General features: G+C 72.0%; 13 protein-coding genes, 2 tRNA genes and 1 pseudogene. 7 read left to right on the forward strand and 9 right to left on the reverse strand.

All coding sequences use genetic code 11. From position 1 onward, the window contains the following. Window positions 1-566 precede the first annotated feature (566 nt). Window positions 567-1,130: a hypothetical protein gene (locus AB0L74_RS08685; RefSeq protein ID WP_365647523.1), complete on the reverse strand. Its 564-nt coding sequence runs from the start codon at window positions 1,128-1,130 to the stop codon at window positions 567-569. An 18-nt stretch (window positions 1,131-1,148) separates the two neighbouring features. Continuing rightward, window positions 1,149-1,478 (reverse strand): annotated as a pseudogene (locus AB0L74_RS08690) (hypothetical protein); the annotation flags it as partial. On the opposite strand from AB0L74_RS08690, the gene AB0L74_RS08695 reads away from it, so the two are divergent. Next, window positions 1,441-2,028, forward strand: a complete 588-nt coding sequence (locus tag AB0L74_RS08695; RefSeq protein ID WP_365647419.1) for a hypothetical protein — start codon at window positions 1,441-1,443, stop codon at window positions 2,026-2,028. The pseudogene AB0L74_RS08690 and the gene AB0L74_RS08695 overlap by 38 nt on opposite strands. Here AB0L74_RS08695 and AB0L74_RS08700 read toward each other — a convergent pair. Together AB0L74_RS08700 and AB0L74_RS08705 are read right to left on the reverse strand one after the other, a co-directional pair. Next, window positions 1,982-2,311: a hypothetical protein gene (locus AB0L74_RS08700; protein WP_365647422.1), complete on the reverse strand. Its 330-nt coding sequence runs from the start codon at window positions 2,309-2,311 to the stop codon at window positions 1,982-1,984. The genes AB0L74_RS08695 and AB0L74_RS08700 overlap by 47 nt on opposite strands. 35 nt (window positions 2,312-2,346) lie before the next feature. Next, entirely contained in the window at window positions 2,347-2,592 is a 246-nt protein-coding gene (locus tag AB0L74_RS08705) for a GntR family transcriptional regulator (RefSeq protein WP_365647425.1), read from the reverse strand. A 189-nt stretch (window positions 2,593-2,781) separates the two neighbouring features. On the opposite strand from AB0L74_RS08705, the gene AB0L74_RS08710 reads away from it, so the two are divergent. After that, window positions 2,782-3,111, forward strand: coding sequence for a hypothetical protein (locus AB0L74_RS08710; protein ID WP_365647428.1), 330 nt, complete (start codon window positions 2,782-2,784; stop codon window positions 3,109-3,111). A 371-nt stretch (window positions 3,112-3,482) separates the two neighbouring features. Here AB0L74_RS08710 and AB0L74_RS08715 read toward each other — a convergent pair whose 3' ends face one another. From AB0L74_RS08715 to AB0L74_RS08725, 3 genes are all read right to left on the reverse strand, one after another. Continuing rightward, on the reverse strand, window positions 3,483-3,719 hold the full coding sequence (locus AB0L74_RS08715) for a helix-turn-helix transcriptional regulator (RefSeq protein ID WP_365647431.1): 237 nt from the start codon (window positions 3,717-3,719) through the stop codon (window positions 3,483-3,485). Between the two features lie 493 nt (window positions 3,720-4,212). After that, a tRNA-Arg gene (locus AB0L74_RS08720) sits at window positions 4,213-4,285 on the reverse strand. 196 nt (window positions 4,286-4,481) lie between these two features. After that, the gene (locus tag AB0L74_RS08725) at window positions 4,482-6,173 is read right to left on the reverse strand and encodes an IclR family transcriptional regulator C-terminal domain-containing protein (protein WP_365647434.1); all 1,692 of its coding nucleotides are present in this window, start codon (window positions 6,171-6,173) and stop codon (window positions 4,482-4,484) included. Between the two features lie 316 nt (window positions 6,174-6,489). Here AB0L74_RS08725 and AB0L74_RS08730 point away from each other — a divergent pair. Beyond that, window positions 6,490-6,576: transfer RNA gene (locus AB0L74_RS08730), tRNA-OTHER, on the forward strand. Window positions 6,577-6,672: 96 nt separating this feature from the next. On the opposite strand, the gene AB0L74_RS08735 is transcribed toward AB0L74_RS08730, so the two are convergent. Then, window positions 6,673-7,917, reverse strand: a complete 1,245-nt coding sequence (locus AB0L74_RS08735; RefSeq protein WP_365647437.1) for a M6 family metalloprotease domain-containing protein — start codon at window positions 7,915-7,917, stop codon at window positions 6,673-6,675. A 519-nt stretch (window positions 7,918-8,436) separates the two neighbouring features. Here AB0L74_RS08735 and AB0L74_RS08740 point away from each other — a divergent pair. After that, window positions 8,437-9,081 carry a helix-turn-helix domain-containing protein gene (locus AB0L74_RS08740; RefSeq protein ID WP_365647440.1) on the forward strand — a complete coding sequence of 215 codons (645 nt, stop codon included), beginning with the start codon at window positions 8,437-8,439 and terminating at the stop codon, window positions 9,079-9,081. 277 nt (window positions 9,082-9,358) lie between these two features. Further along, entirely contained in the window at window positions 9,359-10,888 is a 1,530-nt protein-coding gene (locus AB0L74_RS08745) for an MFS transporter (protein ID WP_365647443.1), read from the forward strand. A gap of 97 nt (window positions 10,889-10,985) precedes the next feature. Here AB0L74_RS08745 and AB0L74_RS08750 read toward each other — a convergent pair whose 3' ends face one another. After that, entirely contained in the window at window positions 10,986-11,501 is a 516-nt protein-coding gene (locus AB0L74_RS08750; RefSeq protein WP_365647446.1) for a MarR family transcriptional regulator, read from the reverse strand. 167 nt (window positions 11,502-11,668) lie between these two features. On the opposite strand from AB0L74_RS08750, the gene AB0L74_RS08755 reads away from it, so the two are divergent. Together AB0L74_RS08755 and AB0L74_RS08760 are read left to right on the forward strand one after the other, a co-directional pair. Beyond that, on the forward strand, window positions 11,669-12,454 hold the full coding sequence (locus AB0L74_RS08755; RefSeq protein WP_365647449.1) for a class III extradiol ring-cleavage dioxygenase: 786 nt from the start codon (window positions 11,669-11,671) through the stop codon (window positions 12,452-12,454). A gap of 551 nt (window positions 12,455-13,005) precedes the next feature. After that, a complete protein-coding gene (locus tag AB0L74_RS08760; RefSeq protein ID WP_365647452.1) occupies window positions 13,006-14,004 on the forward strand; it encodes a sigma-70 family RNA polymerase sigma factor in 999 nt (332 codons plus the stop codon). The last annotated feature ends 678 nt before the right edge of the window (window positions 14,005-14,682 follow it).

Here is a 14,682-nt window from a genome sequence, read left to right on the forward strand (position 1 = left end):
TGGACGGCCAGGTCCGGGTCATCCGGCGCACCACCGACGTCCCGGTCCGTAACGTGAAAGCCGACAAGCCCCACAAGGTTTCCGATGTCGTCGAGGCCCACCGTCAACATCACCCGAGGCCAAAACGTCAGGCATCACCTGGGACCCGACACGGCCTGGCGGGGCTTGAAGTCGTACGCACATGGTGGAAGCGCTGCCGCCTGACGGTGCGCGAGGGACAGGAAGAGCACCGGTCGGATCGTCCACGTGATGGGGGTCTGGATCAGCGACACCGCGCACGGTTCGGCACGAAGCAGGGCTCGTCGGGCCGCAGGGGAGACCGGGCCGCAGGGACCTCAGGGCTATCGGGGCCCGTCCGGGTCTGCTTGCCCGGACGGGTACAGTCCTCAGCCACCGGCTGATGCTTCTGGTGCTCTGGTGTGCCGCCGGGACGGCGCCCCACAGCCTGAGCCGACCACGACGACCAGCCCGCCCGCCATCCTGAGCGACCGCCGCCGCCTGTGAGCAACGCCCCCTGTACGCGCCCCCAGTGGGCCGTGCAGGGGGCGCCTTCATCGTGCCTGGGCTTAGCCGGCGACCTGCACCGGGCGGGCTCCGCTCCACAGCGCTTCGACGTGCTCGGCAAACCGGTCGAACAGGCCGCCGCTGCCCCGGCGCCGCAGGTGCAGCAGAGGCGAGTCGTGCCCGAGGAGGTTCGCCAGGTGCGGCGTCACCAGCATCTCGTCATCGAACCGGAACACCGAGAGTGCGATGTGCCGGTCACTCAGCCGCGCCTCGACGCCGTCGCCCTCGATTCGACTCAGCGCGTCGAGCGTGATCCGGATCCGCGTCGACACCGTGAGCGGCACACCCTCGACCTCTTCCCGCCGTCGGGTCACCTCGGACTCGGGATCACCGACCAGGAACCGCACCGCGCACCCGGCCGAAGCTTTCGCCGCGAGCCGCTCGGGCATCCTCGGCTGCTCCTGCCAGATGAAGTAGTTCGTGTACCCGGCGTACGTGACCTGCTGCTCCGCGTCATCGAGCAGTCGCCCCCACAACACGGTTGGGCACGCGTTCCGGTACGGGTACGTCGCAACGATTTCCCGATCACGGCCGGGCACCCCGCCCCGGATCTTGGGCCACAGCATGTGCGCGTCCACTCCTAACGCCCTCGCCACCTCATCCCGCGTCCGTGGATGCGGAACGCGACTGGGATCTGATACCCAGCGATCCACCGTTTTGACGCTCACCCCGACTCTACGGGCGAGTCGGGAACGGGTAATTCCGGCGGCATCGATAGCGCGTTGAAGCTCCGTGTTCAAGGCTTCCCCCAGGACACTTGGGCCGTTTAGGACGGTAGCGCGTGGCGTCCCGAATGGCCCCCATCCGTCAGTACAACCGTCCCAACTGGCGGTCCACGATGACGTCACCAGCAACCCCCTGACACGGGAGGCAGCAGTGGCAATCACCCTCACGCGCCCCGCACCCGAGACCATCGCGGCGCGGGCCCGCGAGATCCACGCCACGTGGATGGCGGACCCGGAGATGCCGGGCGTCCTCGACGGCTGCAAGAAGTACTCCTCGGACTGGACCGACGACTACGGCCAGGTCCTCATCCCTAACTACCGCGTCGAGCGAGACGCCCCGCCGCTCATCGACGACGCGCTGCGCGTCATGGCGCTGAAGAGCGCGGTATACGAGATGACCGACGGCGACGAGCTGGCGGCCGAGCTGCCGGTCCCGGTGCCGGTCGACACCGCGGTGCACGCCCTGTGCGCTCAATTCACTGCCCTGTCCCGGGTGCAGCAGCGCACCGGCCGACTCTTTGTGCACAGCACCGTCCGCGAGCACGAGGCCGGCCGCGCCTGGCGGCTCGGCGACTACACACACCAGGCATACCGCGCCGCGTTCGGTCCGGTGGATGAGCGGTACTGGATCGACGAGCCGGAGGCCGAGCGGCGCCGCCAGGTCCTCGACGAGAAGTACGCGTCCATCGGGATCACCGAGCGCGGGATGGCCTCCACCATCGACTACGCCGTGGCGTAGACGGCTGGTCGGCGGGCGGCTCCGTCTCCAGCGCCCTGGGAGGCGGGGCCTGCCTGTCCGGCGGGAGCCCGATCTTGTCGGGGTGGATGCAGGCCGGGATCCTGCCGTCGAGCGTGTACCGCCGCCCGTCTGCCGGGTCGAACGGCGCCTCCCAGGTCGGCCGGTCGTAGATCACGAATCCCTCGCGCGGGAAGCGCAGGCTCGGGCAGATCCCGCACACTGGCCGGTCGTCGTGGTCGGAGTCCGGATCGATGTACGGCTGCTGCATGGCGGCGTCGTCCATGCCGGGAGGCTACCGGTCGCGCCAGCCGCGAGGCGTCATGTCTGGGGCGGCTCGTCAACCACGTAAGAGCCCTTCCCCCGGACGGTAACGACGAGCCCCCGCTCGACGAGCACCTGCACCGCGGCCCGGGCAGTCGGCCGGGACACCCCGAACTCCTCGACGATCGCGGCCTCGGACGGAATGCGCCGGCGCGGCGGGTACGTCCCGTCAGAGATGCGGGCCGTGAGGATCGCAGCGATCTGCGCGTACAGAGGCTCGGGTCCGTCCAGGTCGAGGGTCATAAATCGACCGTAGGCGTGCTACGTCGTAGCTTCTCGTCGGGTGACATTACCTGACAACACCTGACAAGTGGCGTAAGTTTGACAGGAAGAACCCCCGCGACCGTGCGACCGGTCCGGGGGCGTGGCCGACTGCGAAGGAGTCGACATGAAGCACGGTACAGCTCGGCTGGTGCGAGCGGGAGGTAGCCGGTGAGCACTACCACCCACGAGATCGCCCCTGCGGTACTCGCCCTGCTCGCGTTGCCCGGCTTCAACACGCTGAACGCGGACCGGGCTCGCGGCGCCGTGTGTCTGTGGTGTCCGGAGCGACTGACTGCGGAGACGGCCGTCGACCTCGGCGAGCACACCGATCCGGAGGCTGGCCGTTGGTGGCCGCGCGCCTGCGGCCCCTGCACCGGCCGCCGCGCCCACGCCGCGCTCTACACCCACGTCGCCCAGTGCGAACCCTGCGTCGACGACGTCGGGCAGTGCGAGACCGGCCGCGCCCTGACCCGGCTCGTGAGGAGGTACCGCCGATGAGCCTCTCGGACACCATGAGCCCGGCCCCCATCCTCGGCCTGCTCCCTCCCGACCCGGACCCGGTGACGGGCTGCCGGACATGCCGGAGCCTCGCACGACAGCGGGAAGACGCCCGGGCCGCCCGGGACGGCTCACGCGTCTCGGACTGCAACGTCCTCATCCGCGCCCATCCCCACAACCCCCGGCCCCGCGGGCAACAGGGTTGAGACTCCCGCCGGCGTCGCCGAGGTGATTGCGGCGCCAGCGGGCCGGGCGGTCGTCAGCACTGGGGAGGTGAGACGGCCGCCCACACCAGACCGTCACGACTCGACGCCGGCCGAGCCGGTGACGCCCCTGCGGCCCGTCTCCGCCCCCCGTCGGAGGCGGGCCGCTCACCTCACGAGATCCTCCAGTGGTACGCCGATGACGCGCGCGATACGCAGCAGGGTCCGGAGGGTGGGGTTCGCGCGGCCGGCCTCGATGGCCTGGTAGTGGGCGCGGTTCATGGGCACCGCGAGGATGACGCGTTCCTGGGTGAGGTTGTGGTGCTCGCGGACTTCGCGGATGCGGCGGCCGATGCGTAGCGCTTCGCGGTCGATCCACTCGTCATCCGTTGGGTCTGCTGGCACTCGACAAACGCTCTGACCAGCGCGAACATATGTCAGCCTGGTGACATCAGGCTATTAATGATCTTGGAGACTAGCAGCCCAAGATGCCGCCCCGCCCATGTACGTGGGTGTCGTGCGGGAATAGAGCGGCCGAAGGGCGTACGCGTCTCCGCCCAATCCGGCCGTTAGACGCCAAGACTCGGTCAAGACGTCCCGCCCCAGAGGCTTCTGAGGGCCCCGCCGACAGCACCGACGGGGCCCTCCGCCTACTCGGGCCGGCCTCCCCGCCAGCACCATGCAGGACTGCGGGATGCGCGTCTTTGGCGCGCGTGGGGGAGACGTGCCAGCCCATCCTTGATGCGCACACTCCACGTGTCATATGCAGGGAGTCCAGTCACTCGAACGGGTGGCCCATCGAAAAGATCGCGTGGGGATGTGGACTCTGATCACGAAACAGGGCTGCCGTTCGATTTGAACGGCAGCCCTGCGACTCTCTGACCTGCTGTTTTGATCGTGCCCCCGGCAGGATTCGAACCTGCGACACCCGCTTTAGGAGAGCGGTGCTCTATCCCCTGAGCTACGAAGGCGTAGACCGTGATGGCCTGTGGTGCTGTGGTGGTACGGCAGGTAGGGCCGTGCCACCGCCGACAGTGTAGCGGGTAGTGGGGATCGGGTACGGGGGTCAGGGCGGCCGTACTGGGGCGCGGCCCGTGGCGAGCGGGTCCGTGTGGAAGCGGCGCCGCCTGTGGGCCGGTACCGGGGTTACGGGGCGCGTGCGGCGGGTCAGCTCGGCGGTACTCGTCTGAAGCGTCCTGCCACGCGCAGGTCTTCCTCGACGCGGGCCGCCGTTTTCCGGAGCTCGGGGAGGATGTCGTCGACGCATTCCCGCAGTGAGCGGCGGGCCGCGTGCATGGCGACGTTGACTCCCGCGACGACCCTGCCGGTGCCGTCGTGGACCGGGACCGCGATCGAGCGCAGGCCCTCCTCCAGTTCCTCGTCGGTGAGGGCGTAGCCCTCGGAACGGATGCGGGCCAGCAGGCGGGTCAGTTCGGCCGGGTCGGTGATCGTGCGGGGGGTGAGGGGGCGGAGGTCGCCGAGGGCGCGGTCCGGTTCCGGGAGGCCGGCCAGCAGGACGCGTCCCAGGGCGGTGGCGTACGCCGGCTGCCGGGTGCCGACCGCGATGTCGACGCTCATCACACGGCTCGGGGTCACCCGGGCCGTGTACTGGATCTCCGCGCCCGCGCCGGGGCCGGCCGCCGTGTCCGACAGGACGGCCAGCGCCGCCGACTCCCGCACGCGGTCGGCCAGGGCGGCCAGGTGGGGCTGGGCGATCTGGGGGAGGGTGGTGCGGGACAGGGGCGGGAAGCCGAGGGAGAGGACCCGGGGGGTGAGGGCGAACGCGCGGTCGGGTGTCGGCACCACCAGGCCCGCGTGCTCGTACGTGATCAGCGCGCGGCGGGCCGTCGCCCGGGCCAGGCCCGTGGCCTGCGCCACCTCGGTGAGGGTCAGCTCCGCCCGGCCCTCGCCGAAGGCGGTCAGGACGGTCAGCCCGCGGGCCAGCGATTCGATGAACTCCCGGCCCAGCCGCTGCTTCGACGCGCCCGTCCAGCCGGCCAGGCCCGTGGGGACCGCGCCGGGCAGCGGCGGCGGGGCGGTGCGCAGATCGTGCTCCATCCCGGCCACCGCCGACCGGAGGCGGGGCAGGAGGCTCTCGCGCAGTCCCTCGGCCGTGTGCCGGCTGGTGTGGCTCACCACGCTCGCCACGCACGCGATCCGGCCCGTACGGGGATCGCGTACCGGAACCGACACCGCGACCAGGCCCGGTTCGATCAGCTGGTCGTCCAGGGCCCAGCCCTCGGCCGCCGCCCGCTCCGTACGCCGTTCGAAATCGGTGCCGGGGGTGGGGTGGCCGGCGGGCGGTACGGCGGGAAAGGCGTGGTCGTGCGGGTCCGCCGCCCGGCGGGCGCGCCAGCGGCGCCAGTCGGCGTCCGTCCACTCGGCGGCGAACAGCGGACCGGGCGCGGTGCGTTCGGCCGGGAGCAGGTCGCCGATGCGGAAGCTGAGGGACATGGCGCGGCGGCGGGTGGCCTGGTGGATGAAGCGGATGCCGTCGCGGTCGCCGACCGCGAGGGAGACGGACTCGTCCAGCTCGTCGGCCAGGGCGTCCGCGCGGGCGTGCAGCAGGGCGGGCAGGCGGAGGGCGGCGAGGTAGGCGTTGCCCAGTTCCATCAGGCGGGGGGCCAGGGTCACGTCGCGGCCGTCCAGGCGCACGTACCCCATGCGGGCGAGCGTCGCCGTGATCCGGTCGACCGTGGAGCGGGCGAGGCCGGTGGCTCGCTCCAGGTCGCTGAGGCTGAGCGTGCCGTCCGCCTCGGTGAGCTGCCGCAGCACGGCGAGGCCGCGCAGCAGCGGGGCGACCGCCTCGGCGGGCGCGCCGGCCGCCTCGGGGGCGTCCATCGGGGTCATGGCGGGCATCGGGTCTTTCGGTACGGCGGTCGGTCGGGGACGAGGCGGGGCAGGTCGGGGGAGGGCAGGTCGGGGCAGGGCAGGGCTACGGTAATCCGCCGGGCGCTGTGCCCGCCCGCCGCGCCGGTCCCGGAACGCGGCCCGTGCTGCCGCCCGCCCCGCCCCGGGGTGCCGTGTGCGGTGCCGTATGCGGCCTGTCCGCACCCGGTCCCGTCCGCGGGCACCGTCAGGCGCCCGTCAGCGCCGTGTCAGCGGGCAGGGGCATGCTGGTGGATGTCGGAAAGGGAACGGCGACCGGGGAACCGGGGGCGGCCCTCGACGGCAGGGAGAGGTGCCCGGAGTGGCTTATCGGGGACCGGAGTTCGCTTCAGTCGGGTGCAAGCCCACGCAGGTTCGAATCCTGCCCTCTCCGCTCGTCCGACCATCTGACACAGGACCGGCCCCCGCAGCGGGGCCGGTCCTGTGTGCGCCCGGCGGTCCCTCTGCCAGCCCTCTGAGGGCCCGGGCGTCAGCTCCGTGTCACCCGTACCCGGTGGTTGCCCGACAGGTCCGCCGCCGCCACCGCGATCGTGATGCCCCGGTGCGCGTCCTCGAAGGTCTCGCCGGGGGAGAAGGCGGCGTCGGAGAGCTCGGCGTGCACGTTGGGGGCGCGGGTGCAGCCGCCGCTGTCGCGGCGGGAGTCGTACACCCGTACCGGGCCCATCCCGGTGTCCACGTCCGCGTCCACCTTGTAGATGAGGACGCCCGGGCGGCACACCGCCTCGTCGTTGCCGCCGCGGGTGCGCAGTTCGACGGCGTATCCGGAGCGGGCGTCCAGGGGGACGAAGACCAGTTTGGAGCCGCCCGCGCGGGCCAGCGGGGTCAGCGTGTACTCCACCGTGCCCGGCCGCGCCGCGCAGTGCACCTGCGCCGCTTCCAGCCAGCCCAGTTTCCACTTGTGCCAGCCCAGCAGGTCGTTGTTGGCACCCCAGTCCTCGCTCATGATGTCCCAGTGGCCGACCGCGCCCCCGCCCTCCTGGGTGTAGAGGTCGGGCAGGCCGAAGACGTGGCCGTTCTCGTGGGGCAGGACGCGGTAGCCGGTCTTGCCGTAGGAGCCGGAGCCGTCGTCCTGGCGGGAGTAGACGAAGGACGCGTTCGCCACCGGCACGCCGTCGGCTACGGGGGCGTCGGCGTTGGCGGCGAAGGTGACGGACAGGACCGTGTCCAGGGCGGAGGGGCCGGCGTTGGGGGTGATCAGCACGTTCAGCAGGTCGTACGCGCGGAAGTCGACCTTCGCGTCGGCCGCGGCCACGATGTCCTGGACCAGTTCCCGGTAGCCGGGGTCGAAGGGAGCGCCGCGCTCTATGCCGTACTCCGCGAACGGCTTGGGCATGCGCAGCCAGTCCCGGATCGGCGCCTCGGGGCGGTAGTCGAGGCGGCCGTAGGAGCTGGTGCGGAACCACCGCGCGGTCTGCGGGAAGAACTCCCCGTAGCGGTCGAGGGCGCTGCCCTGGCCGGGCGCGTCGGAGAAGTCGACCATCAGGGTCAGGGCGCGGACGGTGCCGGTGGAGCGGGTGTAACCGGCGCCGGTGGGGACGCCCTCCGACATCTGGACCCCGGGGCCGCCGCTGATCAGGCAGGGACCGTGGGCGGGGGAGCGGGAGAGGGAGACGGGGCCGGCGCCCGCCGGGGTGGAGCCGGGGGCGAGATGCCCGGTGTCGGCGGAGGTGCTGAGGGCGAGGGTGAGGGCGGTGACGGTCGCGAGGGCGGCCACGCGGCGGGGGTTCGCCGGGGTCGTCGCCCCGCGGGGGTTCGTGCCGCGGGGGTTCGCCGGGGCCGTCGCGCCGCCGGAGTCCGCCGGGGTGGTCGCGCGGCGCGGATCCGCCGGGGTGCCGGCGCGGTGAGGGTCCGCTGGAGTGGCGACGCGGCGGGGGCGTATCCGACGGCGCTGCGCCTGCATGCGGACCTCCCGGGCCACCACGGCAGCCGCCGGTCTCCGGCTGCACCCCTTGCGTTCACCCTGGTCCGAGGGGTGCGCGGGCGCGCGTTGGAGGAGACCGATCGTGGGTTTCCCACCGGTAGCCCCGACCGGGCGGGCAGGGTGTGATGCAGGTCACCCGAAAACGGTCGAGAGGTGGAAATAAGCGGGGATCGTTTCCCCGTTTAGTCGTGTGTCCGAGCGAAACGGGGAAACGCTCCCCGGATCGTGACCCGTTCCGCGCGGACGCCACGCACCGCCCGCGCACCGTCCGCGCGGTTCCGCGCAGTTCACGCACTTGCAGAGGAGTACGCCGTGCAGACCGCCTCCCCCGCGCAGCGCAAGGCGACCCGGCCGCGCGCCGACGCCCAGCGCAACCGGGAGCGGATCGTCGCCGCCGCCCGGGAGATGTTCGTCGAGCACGGTTCCGACGTGCCGTTCGACGACATCGCCCGCCGGGCCGGTGTCGGCAACGCCACGGTGTACCGCAACTTCCCGGACCGCGACGCCCTCGTCCGCGAGGTCGTCTGCTCGGTCATGGAGCGTACGGCGCGGGCGGCCGAGGACGCGCTCGCGGAGAACGGCGACGCCTTCGGGGCGCTGGAGCACTTCGTGCACACCGCCGCCGACGAGCGGATCAGTGCTCTGTGTCCGATGGTGTCCAGCACGTTCGACCAGCACCACCCCGACCTGGTCGCCGCCCGGGAACGGATCGAGCGACGCGTCGGCGTGATCATGGACCGGGCCAGGAAGGCCGGGCAGCTCCGCCCCGACGTGGGGGTCGGCGACCTGATGGTCGCCATGGGGCAGCTCAGCCGTCCGCCGGCCGGTACGCCGTGCCTGCGCGTCGACCGCTTCGTCCACCGCCATCTTCAGCTGTTCCTGGACGGGCTGCGGGCACCCGCCCGCTCGTCCCTGCCGGGTGCGGCCGTGACCCTGGAGGATCTGCGCCGGGCCTGACCGATCAGTTCAGTCACCACCGACCTTCGCTTCCCTCTCCGTCTTCCTCTCCTTCAGCTCCCTCGCCTCCTGCGTTTCTGCCTCCGTCTCCGCCTACGTACCTGTCGTACCTGCCGTACCTGTCGTATCTGTCTACGTCTACGTCCTTTACGTCTACGTCCGTTCGGTGACCGGCTGCCGCGGTGACGAGCCGTCCCCGGCCGTTCCGCCGCCCGGCGCCCCTTTTCCCGCCGGCCACCGACCTGTCCGTCATCGAAGTCCCGAAGTGGGTACACCCATGTCTGAAACAGCCGTGAAGGCTCCCCGTGTCGCCGACCCGGGCCGCTGGAAGGCGCTCGTCTTCATCGCGCTCGCCCAGCTGATGGTCGTCCTCGACGCCACCATCGTGAACATCGCGCTGCCCTCCGCCCAGCAGGACCTCGGCATCTCCGACGGCAACCGCCAGTGGGTCGTCACGGCCTACGCGCTCGCCTTCGGCGGTCTGCTGCTGTTCGGCGGCCGCATAGCCGACCTGTGGGGCCGCAAGCGCACCTTCGTCGTGGGCCTGGCCGGCTTCGCCGCCGCCTCCGCGCTGGGCGGCGCGGCCACCAACCAGGCGATGATGTTCGGCTCCCGCGCCCTCCAGGGCGTCTTCGGCGCCCTGCTCGCCCCCGCCGCGCTCTCCCTGCTCGCCGTGATGTTCACGGACGCCAGGGAGCGGGCCAAGGCGTTCGGCATCTACGGCGCCATCGCCGGCGGCGGCGGCGCCGTCGGCCTCATCCTCGGCGGCTTCCTCACCGAGTACCTGGACTGGCGCTGGACGTTCTTCGTGAACATCCCGTTCGCCGTGATCGCCGCGGCCGGCGCGTACTTCGTCATCCGTGAGCCGCAGGGCGGGCGCAACCGCTCCCCGCTCGACATCCCCGGCGTGGTCCTGTCCACCCTCGGTCTGGTCGCGCTCGTCTACGGCTTCACCCGCGCCGAGTCGGAGGGCTGGAGCGACTCCATGACGGTCGGCATGTTCGTCGCCTCGGCCGTGCTGCTCCTGGCGTTCGTCGTCGTCGAGGCCAAGGTCAAGTCCCCGCTGCTGCCGCTGCGCGTGGTCACCGAGCGCAACCGCGGCGGTGTCTACCTCTCGCTGGGCCTGGCGATCATCGCGATGTTCGGCCTGTTCCTCTTCCTGACCTACTACCTCCAGATCGTGAAGGGCTACTCGCCGGTCAAGACCGGCTTCGCCTTCCTGCCGATGATCGCGGGCATGATCACGGGCTCGACCCAGATCGGCACCCGCCTGATGACCCGGGTCGCGCCCCGGCTGCTGATGGGCCCCGGCTTCCTGGTGGCCGCGCTCGGCATGCTGCTGCTGACCCGCCTGGAGATCGACTCGTCCTACCCGGCCCTGCTGCTGCCGGCGATGCTGCTGCTCGGCCTCGGCATGGGTACGGCGTTCATGCCGGCGATGTCCCTGTCCACGCAGGGCGTCCAGGCGCGGGACGCCGGTGTCGCCTCCGCGATGGTCAACACCTCGCAGCAGGTGGGCGGCGCGATCGGCACGGCCCTGCTGAACACGGTCGCCGCCTCCGCCACCGCCTCCTACATCGAGGACCACATCGCCTCGGCCGCCTCCCGGTCCCAGCGGCAACTGGTCGAGCTGGAGGCCATGGTGCAGGGCTACACCAGCGCCATCTGGTTCGCCGTCGGCATCCTCGTGGTGGCCGCGGCCATCGCCCTGACCTTCGTCAACGCCGGCCGCCCGAACATGGCCGCGGTGACCGGGTCCGGTGAGGGCGCCGATGAGGAGGTGCGGATTCCGGTCGTCGCCCACTGACGGCGGCGTTCCCGACGTACCCCTCGGGCCGCCGCGTACGGACGGGGAGGGGACGCCCCGTCCGTACGCGGCCCCGCGGACCTGTCCCGGCACGCGCTCAGCGCAGCCAGGGCAGGTCCGCACCCGCTTCGCTGGGCTGGAGTCCCTCGGCGATGATCCGCATGATCTCGCCGAGGGACTTCTGCTGTGCGGGGGAGAGCCGCTCGAAGACCGCCTGCCGTACGGCGGCCACATGGCCCGGCGCGGTCCGGCGCAGCACCTCGTACCCCTCGTCGGTCAGCACGGCGAACTGGCCCCGCTTGTCGGAGGGGCAGTCCTCACGGCGCACCCAGCCGTTCTTCTCCAGGCGCGCGACGGCGTGGGACAGACGCGAACGGGTGATCTTCGCGTACCTGGCCAGCTCCGTCATCCGCAGCCGCCGACGCGGGGACTCGGCCAGCTTGACCAGCAGGCCGTAGTAGATGTGCGGCATTCCGGCGTCACGCTGGAGCTGGCGGTCCAGGTGGTCCTCCAGGAGGGTGGCGGCCTCGATGTACGAGCGCCAGACACGCTGCTCCTCGTCGGTGAGCCAGCGAGGCTCCTGCGCGGGTGCGGATGTGGGTGCCATGTTCATGTATCCCACTCTACGAGACCGCTACTTGAAGGTTAAACAAAAGTGGCGTAGGGTGCGGGTGAGGTTGAAATCTCAAGTACTGCCGGGCCATCAGTACCGGCACCGGCGGTCACCGGTGTCGCCGCGGCAGTCCGAGTTCGAGCCCGACCCCCGAGGGAGCCGCCGTCATGTCCGCCGCCGCCCCCGACCGCATGCCCGTCCTCTATCTCAGCCACGGCGCCCCGCCGCTCGCCGACGATCCGGTCTGGCCTGGTGAACTGGCCGCCTGGGCGGCCGGACTGCCCCGCCCCCGGGCGATCCTCGTCGTCTCCGCCCACTGGGAGGAGGCCCCGCTCGCCCTCGGTGCCACCCGGACCGTCCCGCTCGTCTACGACTTCTGGGGCTTCCCGGAGCACTACTACCGGGTGCGGTACGAGGCCCCCGGCGCACCGGAGCTCGCGGAGTCCGTACGAAAGCTGCTGCGCGCCCCCGGCCGGCCGGTGCGGGACGTCCCGGACCGCGGCCTCGACCACGGCGCGTACGTCCCGCTCGTGGAGATGTACCCCGACGCCGACATCCCGGTCCTCCAGGTCTCCCTGCCGACGCTGGACCCGGCCGGGCTGATGGACGCCGGCCGCAGGCTCGCCCCGCTGCGCGACGAGGGCGTCCTGATCGCCGGGTCCGGCTTCTTCACCCACAACCTGGCCGCGCTGCGGCAGCCCGGCGTCCCCGCGTGGTCCGCCGAGTTCGACGACTGGGGCCGGCGCGCGCTGGAGGCCGGTGACGTGGACGCGTTGCTCGACTTCACCCGTACCTCCCCGGCGGGTCCGCTCGCCCACCCGCGCACCGAGCACTTCGCCCCCCTGTTCGTGGCCATGGGGGCGGCCGACGCGGTCGGCGAGCTGGACACCCAGCGTTCCGTGATCGAAGGCTTCTGGATGGGGCTGGCGAAGCGGTCGGTGCAGTTCGGCTGAGCCCGGCGCTCGGGCCGGCCGTTCGGGCCGCCGGGCCGGGTGCGCGGAGGGGTGCCGCGTGCCGCGTGTGGCGTGTCGCCTGCCGGTGCGGCAGGTGCGGCAGGTGCGGCGTGCGCGGCACATCGCGCCGGGGCGTCGTACGGGCAACCCCGGTCCGGTGGGGGCCGTCTACGGGGGCAGGACGCACTGCCTGCGCGGGAAGGCGGGGAGGGGGCGGGGGAGGGGGCGCTGTCCGGGTGTGACCGGCGTCTCATACACGCGGGAACCAAGGGGTCCCCGGGGGCCCTGGCGTCTCCCTCGGCCCTCGGTCTGACCTGGACCTCTGCCGACCCGTCGGCGCCGCATCCCGACGTGTGGCCGGACAGGGTACTGCATGATCAGAAAAATTGAGGGGCGGGTTGGGAATTCTGTCCGGATTCCAGTCGTTGTTTCCCTCGGATGCAGGGCACCCGTGGAGAGTCCGGAGGCAGCTCCGGAGACAACCGCAACCGCAAGTCGGTGCCGAACATCCGAAGGACCACCCGCTGACCCATCATCGCAAGGGAGCACGCATGGCAACCCGTGCCGTCGCCCGTCGTCAGTCCGCCACCGGCGAGACGGCCGACGCGGCAAGCAGCGTTCGCGCCACCGGCGGCGAGCTCGCCGACCGCGATCTGGTCGGCATGTACCTCGACGAGATCGCGCGCACCCCGCTGCTCGACGCCGCGAAGGAGGTCGAGCTGTCCCAGATCATCGAAGCGGGTGTGTTCGCGCGACAGGTTCTCGACGGCTACGAGGAGACCGGGGCGGACGCCACCCGGGAGGAGCTGGAGGCGCTGGTCGCGGAGGGCGAGCGCGCCAAGGACATCTTCATCCGCTCCAACCTCCGGCTGGTCGTCGCGGTCGCCCGCCGCTACCCGCGCAGCGGCCTGCCGCTGCTCGACCTGATCCAGGAGGGCAACGCCGGCCTGGTGCGCGCGGTGGAGAAGTTCGACTACCGCAAGGGCTTCAAGTTCTCCACCTACGCCACCTGGTGGATCCGCCAGGCGATCACCCGCTCGATCGCGGACCAGTCGCGCACCATCCGGCTGCCCGTCCACCTGGTGGAGGAGCTGGGCCGCATCCGCCGCGTGCAGCGCGAGTTCAACCGCGAGCACGGCCGGGAGCCGGAGCCCACCGAGATCGCCGCCGAGCTCGGCTCCACGCCGGAGCGCGTCATCGACGTCCTCGACTGGGCCCGTGACCCGGTCTCGCTGAACATGTCGGTGGACGACGAGGGCGAGACCCAGTTCGGCGACCTGCTGGAGGACACCTCCGCGGTGTCGCCCGAGCAGTCGGTGATGACGCTGCTGCGCAGTGAGGAACTGGACAGCCTGATCGGCCGCCTCGACCCGCGTACGGCCTCCATCATCAAGATGCGCTACGGCATCGAGGACGGCCGGGAGCGCACGCTGACCGAGGTCGGCAAGGAGCACGGACTGACGCGCGAGCGCATCCGCCAGATCGAGAAGCACGCGCTGCTGGAGCTGAAGAAGCTGGCTCACGACACCGGCTTCGAAGCGGCGGCGTAAGCCCGGCGGGCCGGCCCGCGGGCGAGCCGCGGGGCGCGCCCGTAGGTGAGCCGCGGGGTGCGCCCGTAGGTGAGCCGCGGGGTGCGCCCGTACGCGGGTCCGCCGCATGTGAGACGACCGGCCGCCGACGTGACACGTCCCGCGCGTGTCGTGCGGCGGCCCGGCGGTGTCTGGGGCCCACGGCCGGCCCGGACCCCGGCGGGTACGGGGCGGTGCAGGCGGCCTCGGCGTACGCCGGGTGGCGAAAGACCGCGCAAACATGGCCGTGTAACGCTGCTTCAACCGTTCGAGGGCGGGAAAGAGAATGTCGGGCCCGCCGGACCGGCGAGTCCGACGGCCGAAGGTCCGGGAGCCGAGCTCCCGGCCCTCGACGACAACTGAGACCCCCCGTCCCGACGCTTCCCCCCCCCAGCGTTGGGACCTCCCCGAGCCGGGCTCGGCGCTCCTCCCCCCCCGGAGCGCCGGAGCCCGGCTCCCCCTTTTGCCCGGGGCCCCGCCCCGCTACCGGGGGTTCCCGTCCTGCTGCCGGGGGTTCCCGTCCTGCTGCCCGGGGGCTCCCGTCCCGCTGCCGGGGGTTCCCGTTCCGCTGCTTGGAGGGCGGGGCACCCCGGACCTGAACGCCGGGGTGGCCCGCCAGATGGCAGATTCTGCCACAGGGACATAGCCTGCCGAAGTGAG

The sequence above is a fragment of the Streptomyces sp. NPDC052020 genome (genome assembly GCF_040680575.1).
GTDB lineage: Bacteria > Actinomycetota > Actinomycetes > Streptomycetales > Streptomycetaceae > Streptomyces.

Coding starts and splice junctions, on each gene's coding strand:
- AB0L74_RS08685 (WP_365647523.1), bottom strand. CDS start 1,130: ATGCTGTGGCCCAAGATCCGGGGCGGGGTGCCCGGCCGTGATCGGGAA.
- AB0L74_RS08700 (WP_365647422.1), bottom strand. CDS start 2,311: ATGGACGACGCCGCCATGCAGCAGCCGTACATCGATCCGGACTCCGAC.
- AB0L74_RS08705 (WP_365647425.1), bottom strand. CDS start 2,592: ATGACCCTCGACCTGGACGGACCCGAGCCTCTGTACGCGCAGATCGCT.
- AB0L74_RS08725 (WP_365647434.1), bottom strand. CDS start 6,173: ATGCCCGCCATGACCCCGATGGACGCCCCCGAGGCGGCCGGCGCGCCC.
- AB0L74_RS08745 (WP_365647443.1), top strand. CDS start 9,359: ATGTCTGAAACAGCCGTGAAGGCTCCCCGTGTCGCCGACCCGGGCCGC.
- AB0L74_RS08750 (WP_365647446.1), bottom strand. CDS start 11,501: ATGAACATGGCACCCACATCCGCACCCGCGCAGGAGCCTCGCTGGCTC.
- AB0L74_RS08755 (WP_365647449.1), top strand. CDS start 11,669: ATGTCCGCCGCCGCCCCCGACCGCATGCCCGTCCTCTATCTCAGCCAC.
- AB0L74_RS08760 (WP_365647452.1), top strand. CDS start 13,006: ATGGCAACCCGTGCCGTCGCCCGTCGTCAGTCCGCCACCGGCGAGACG.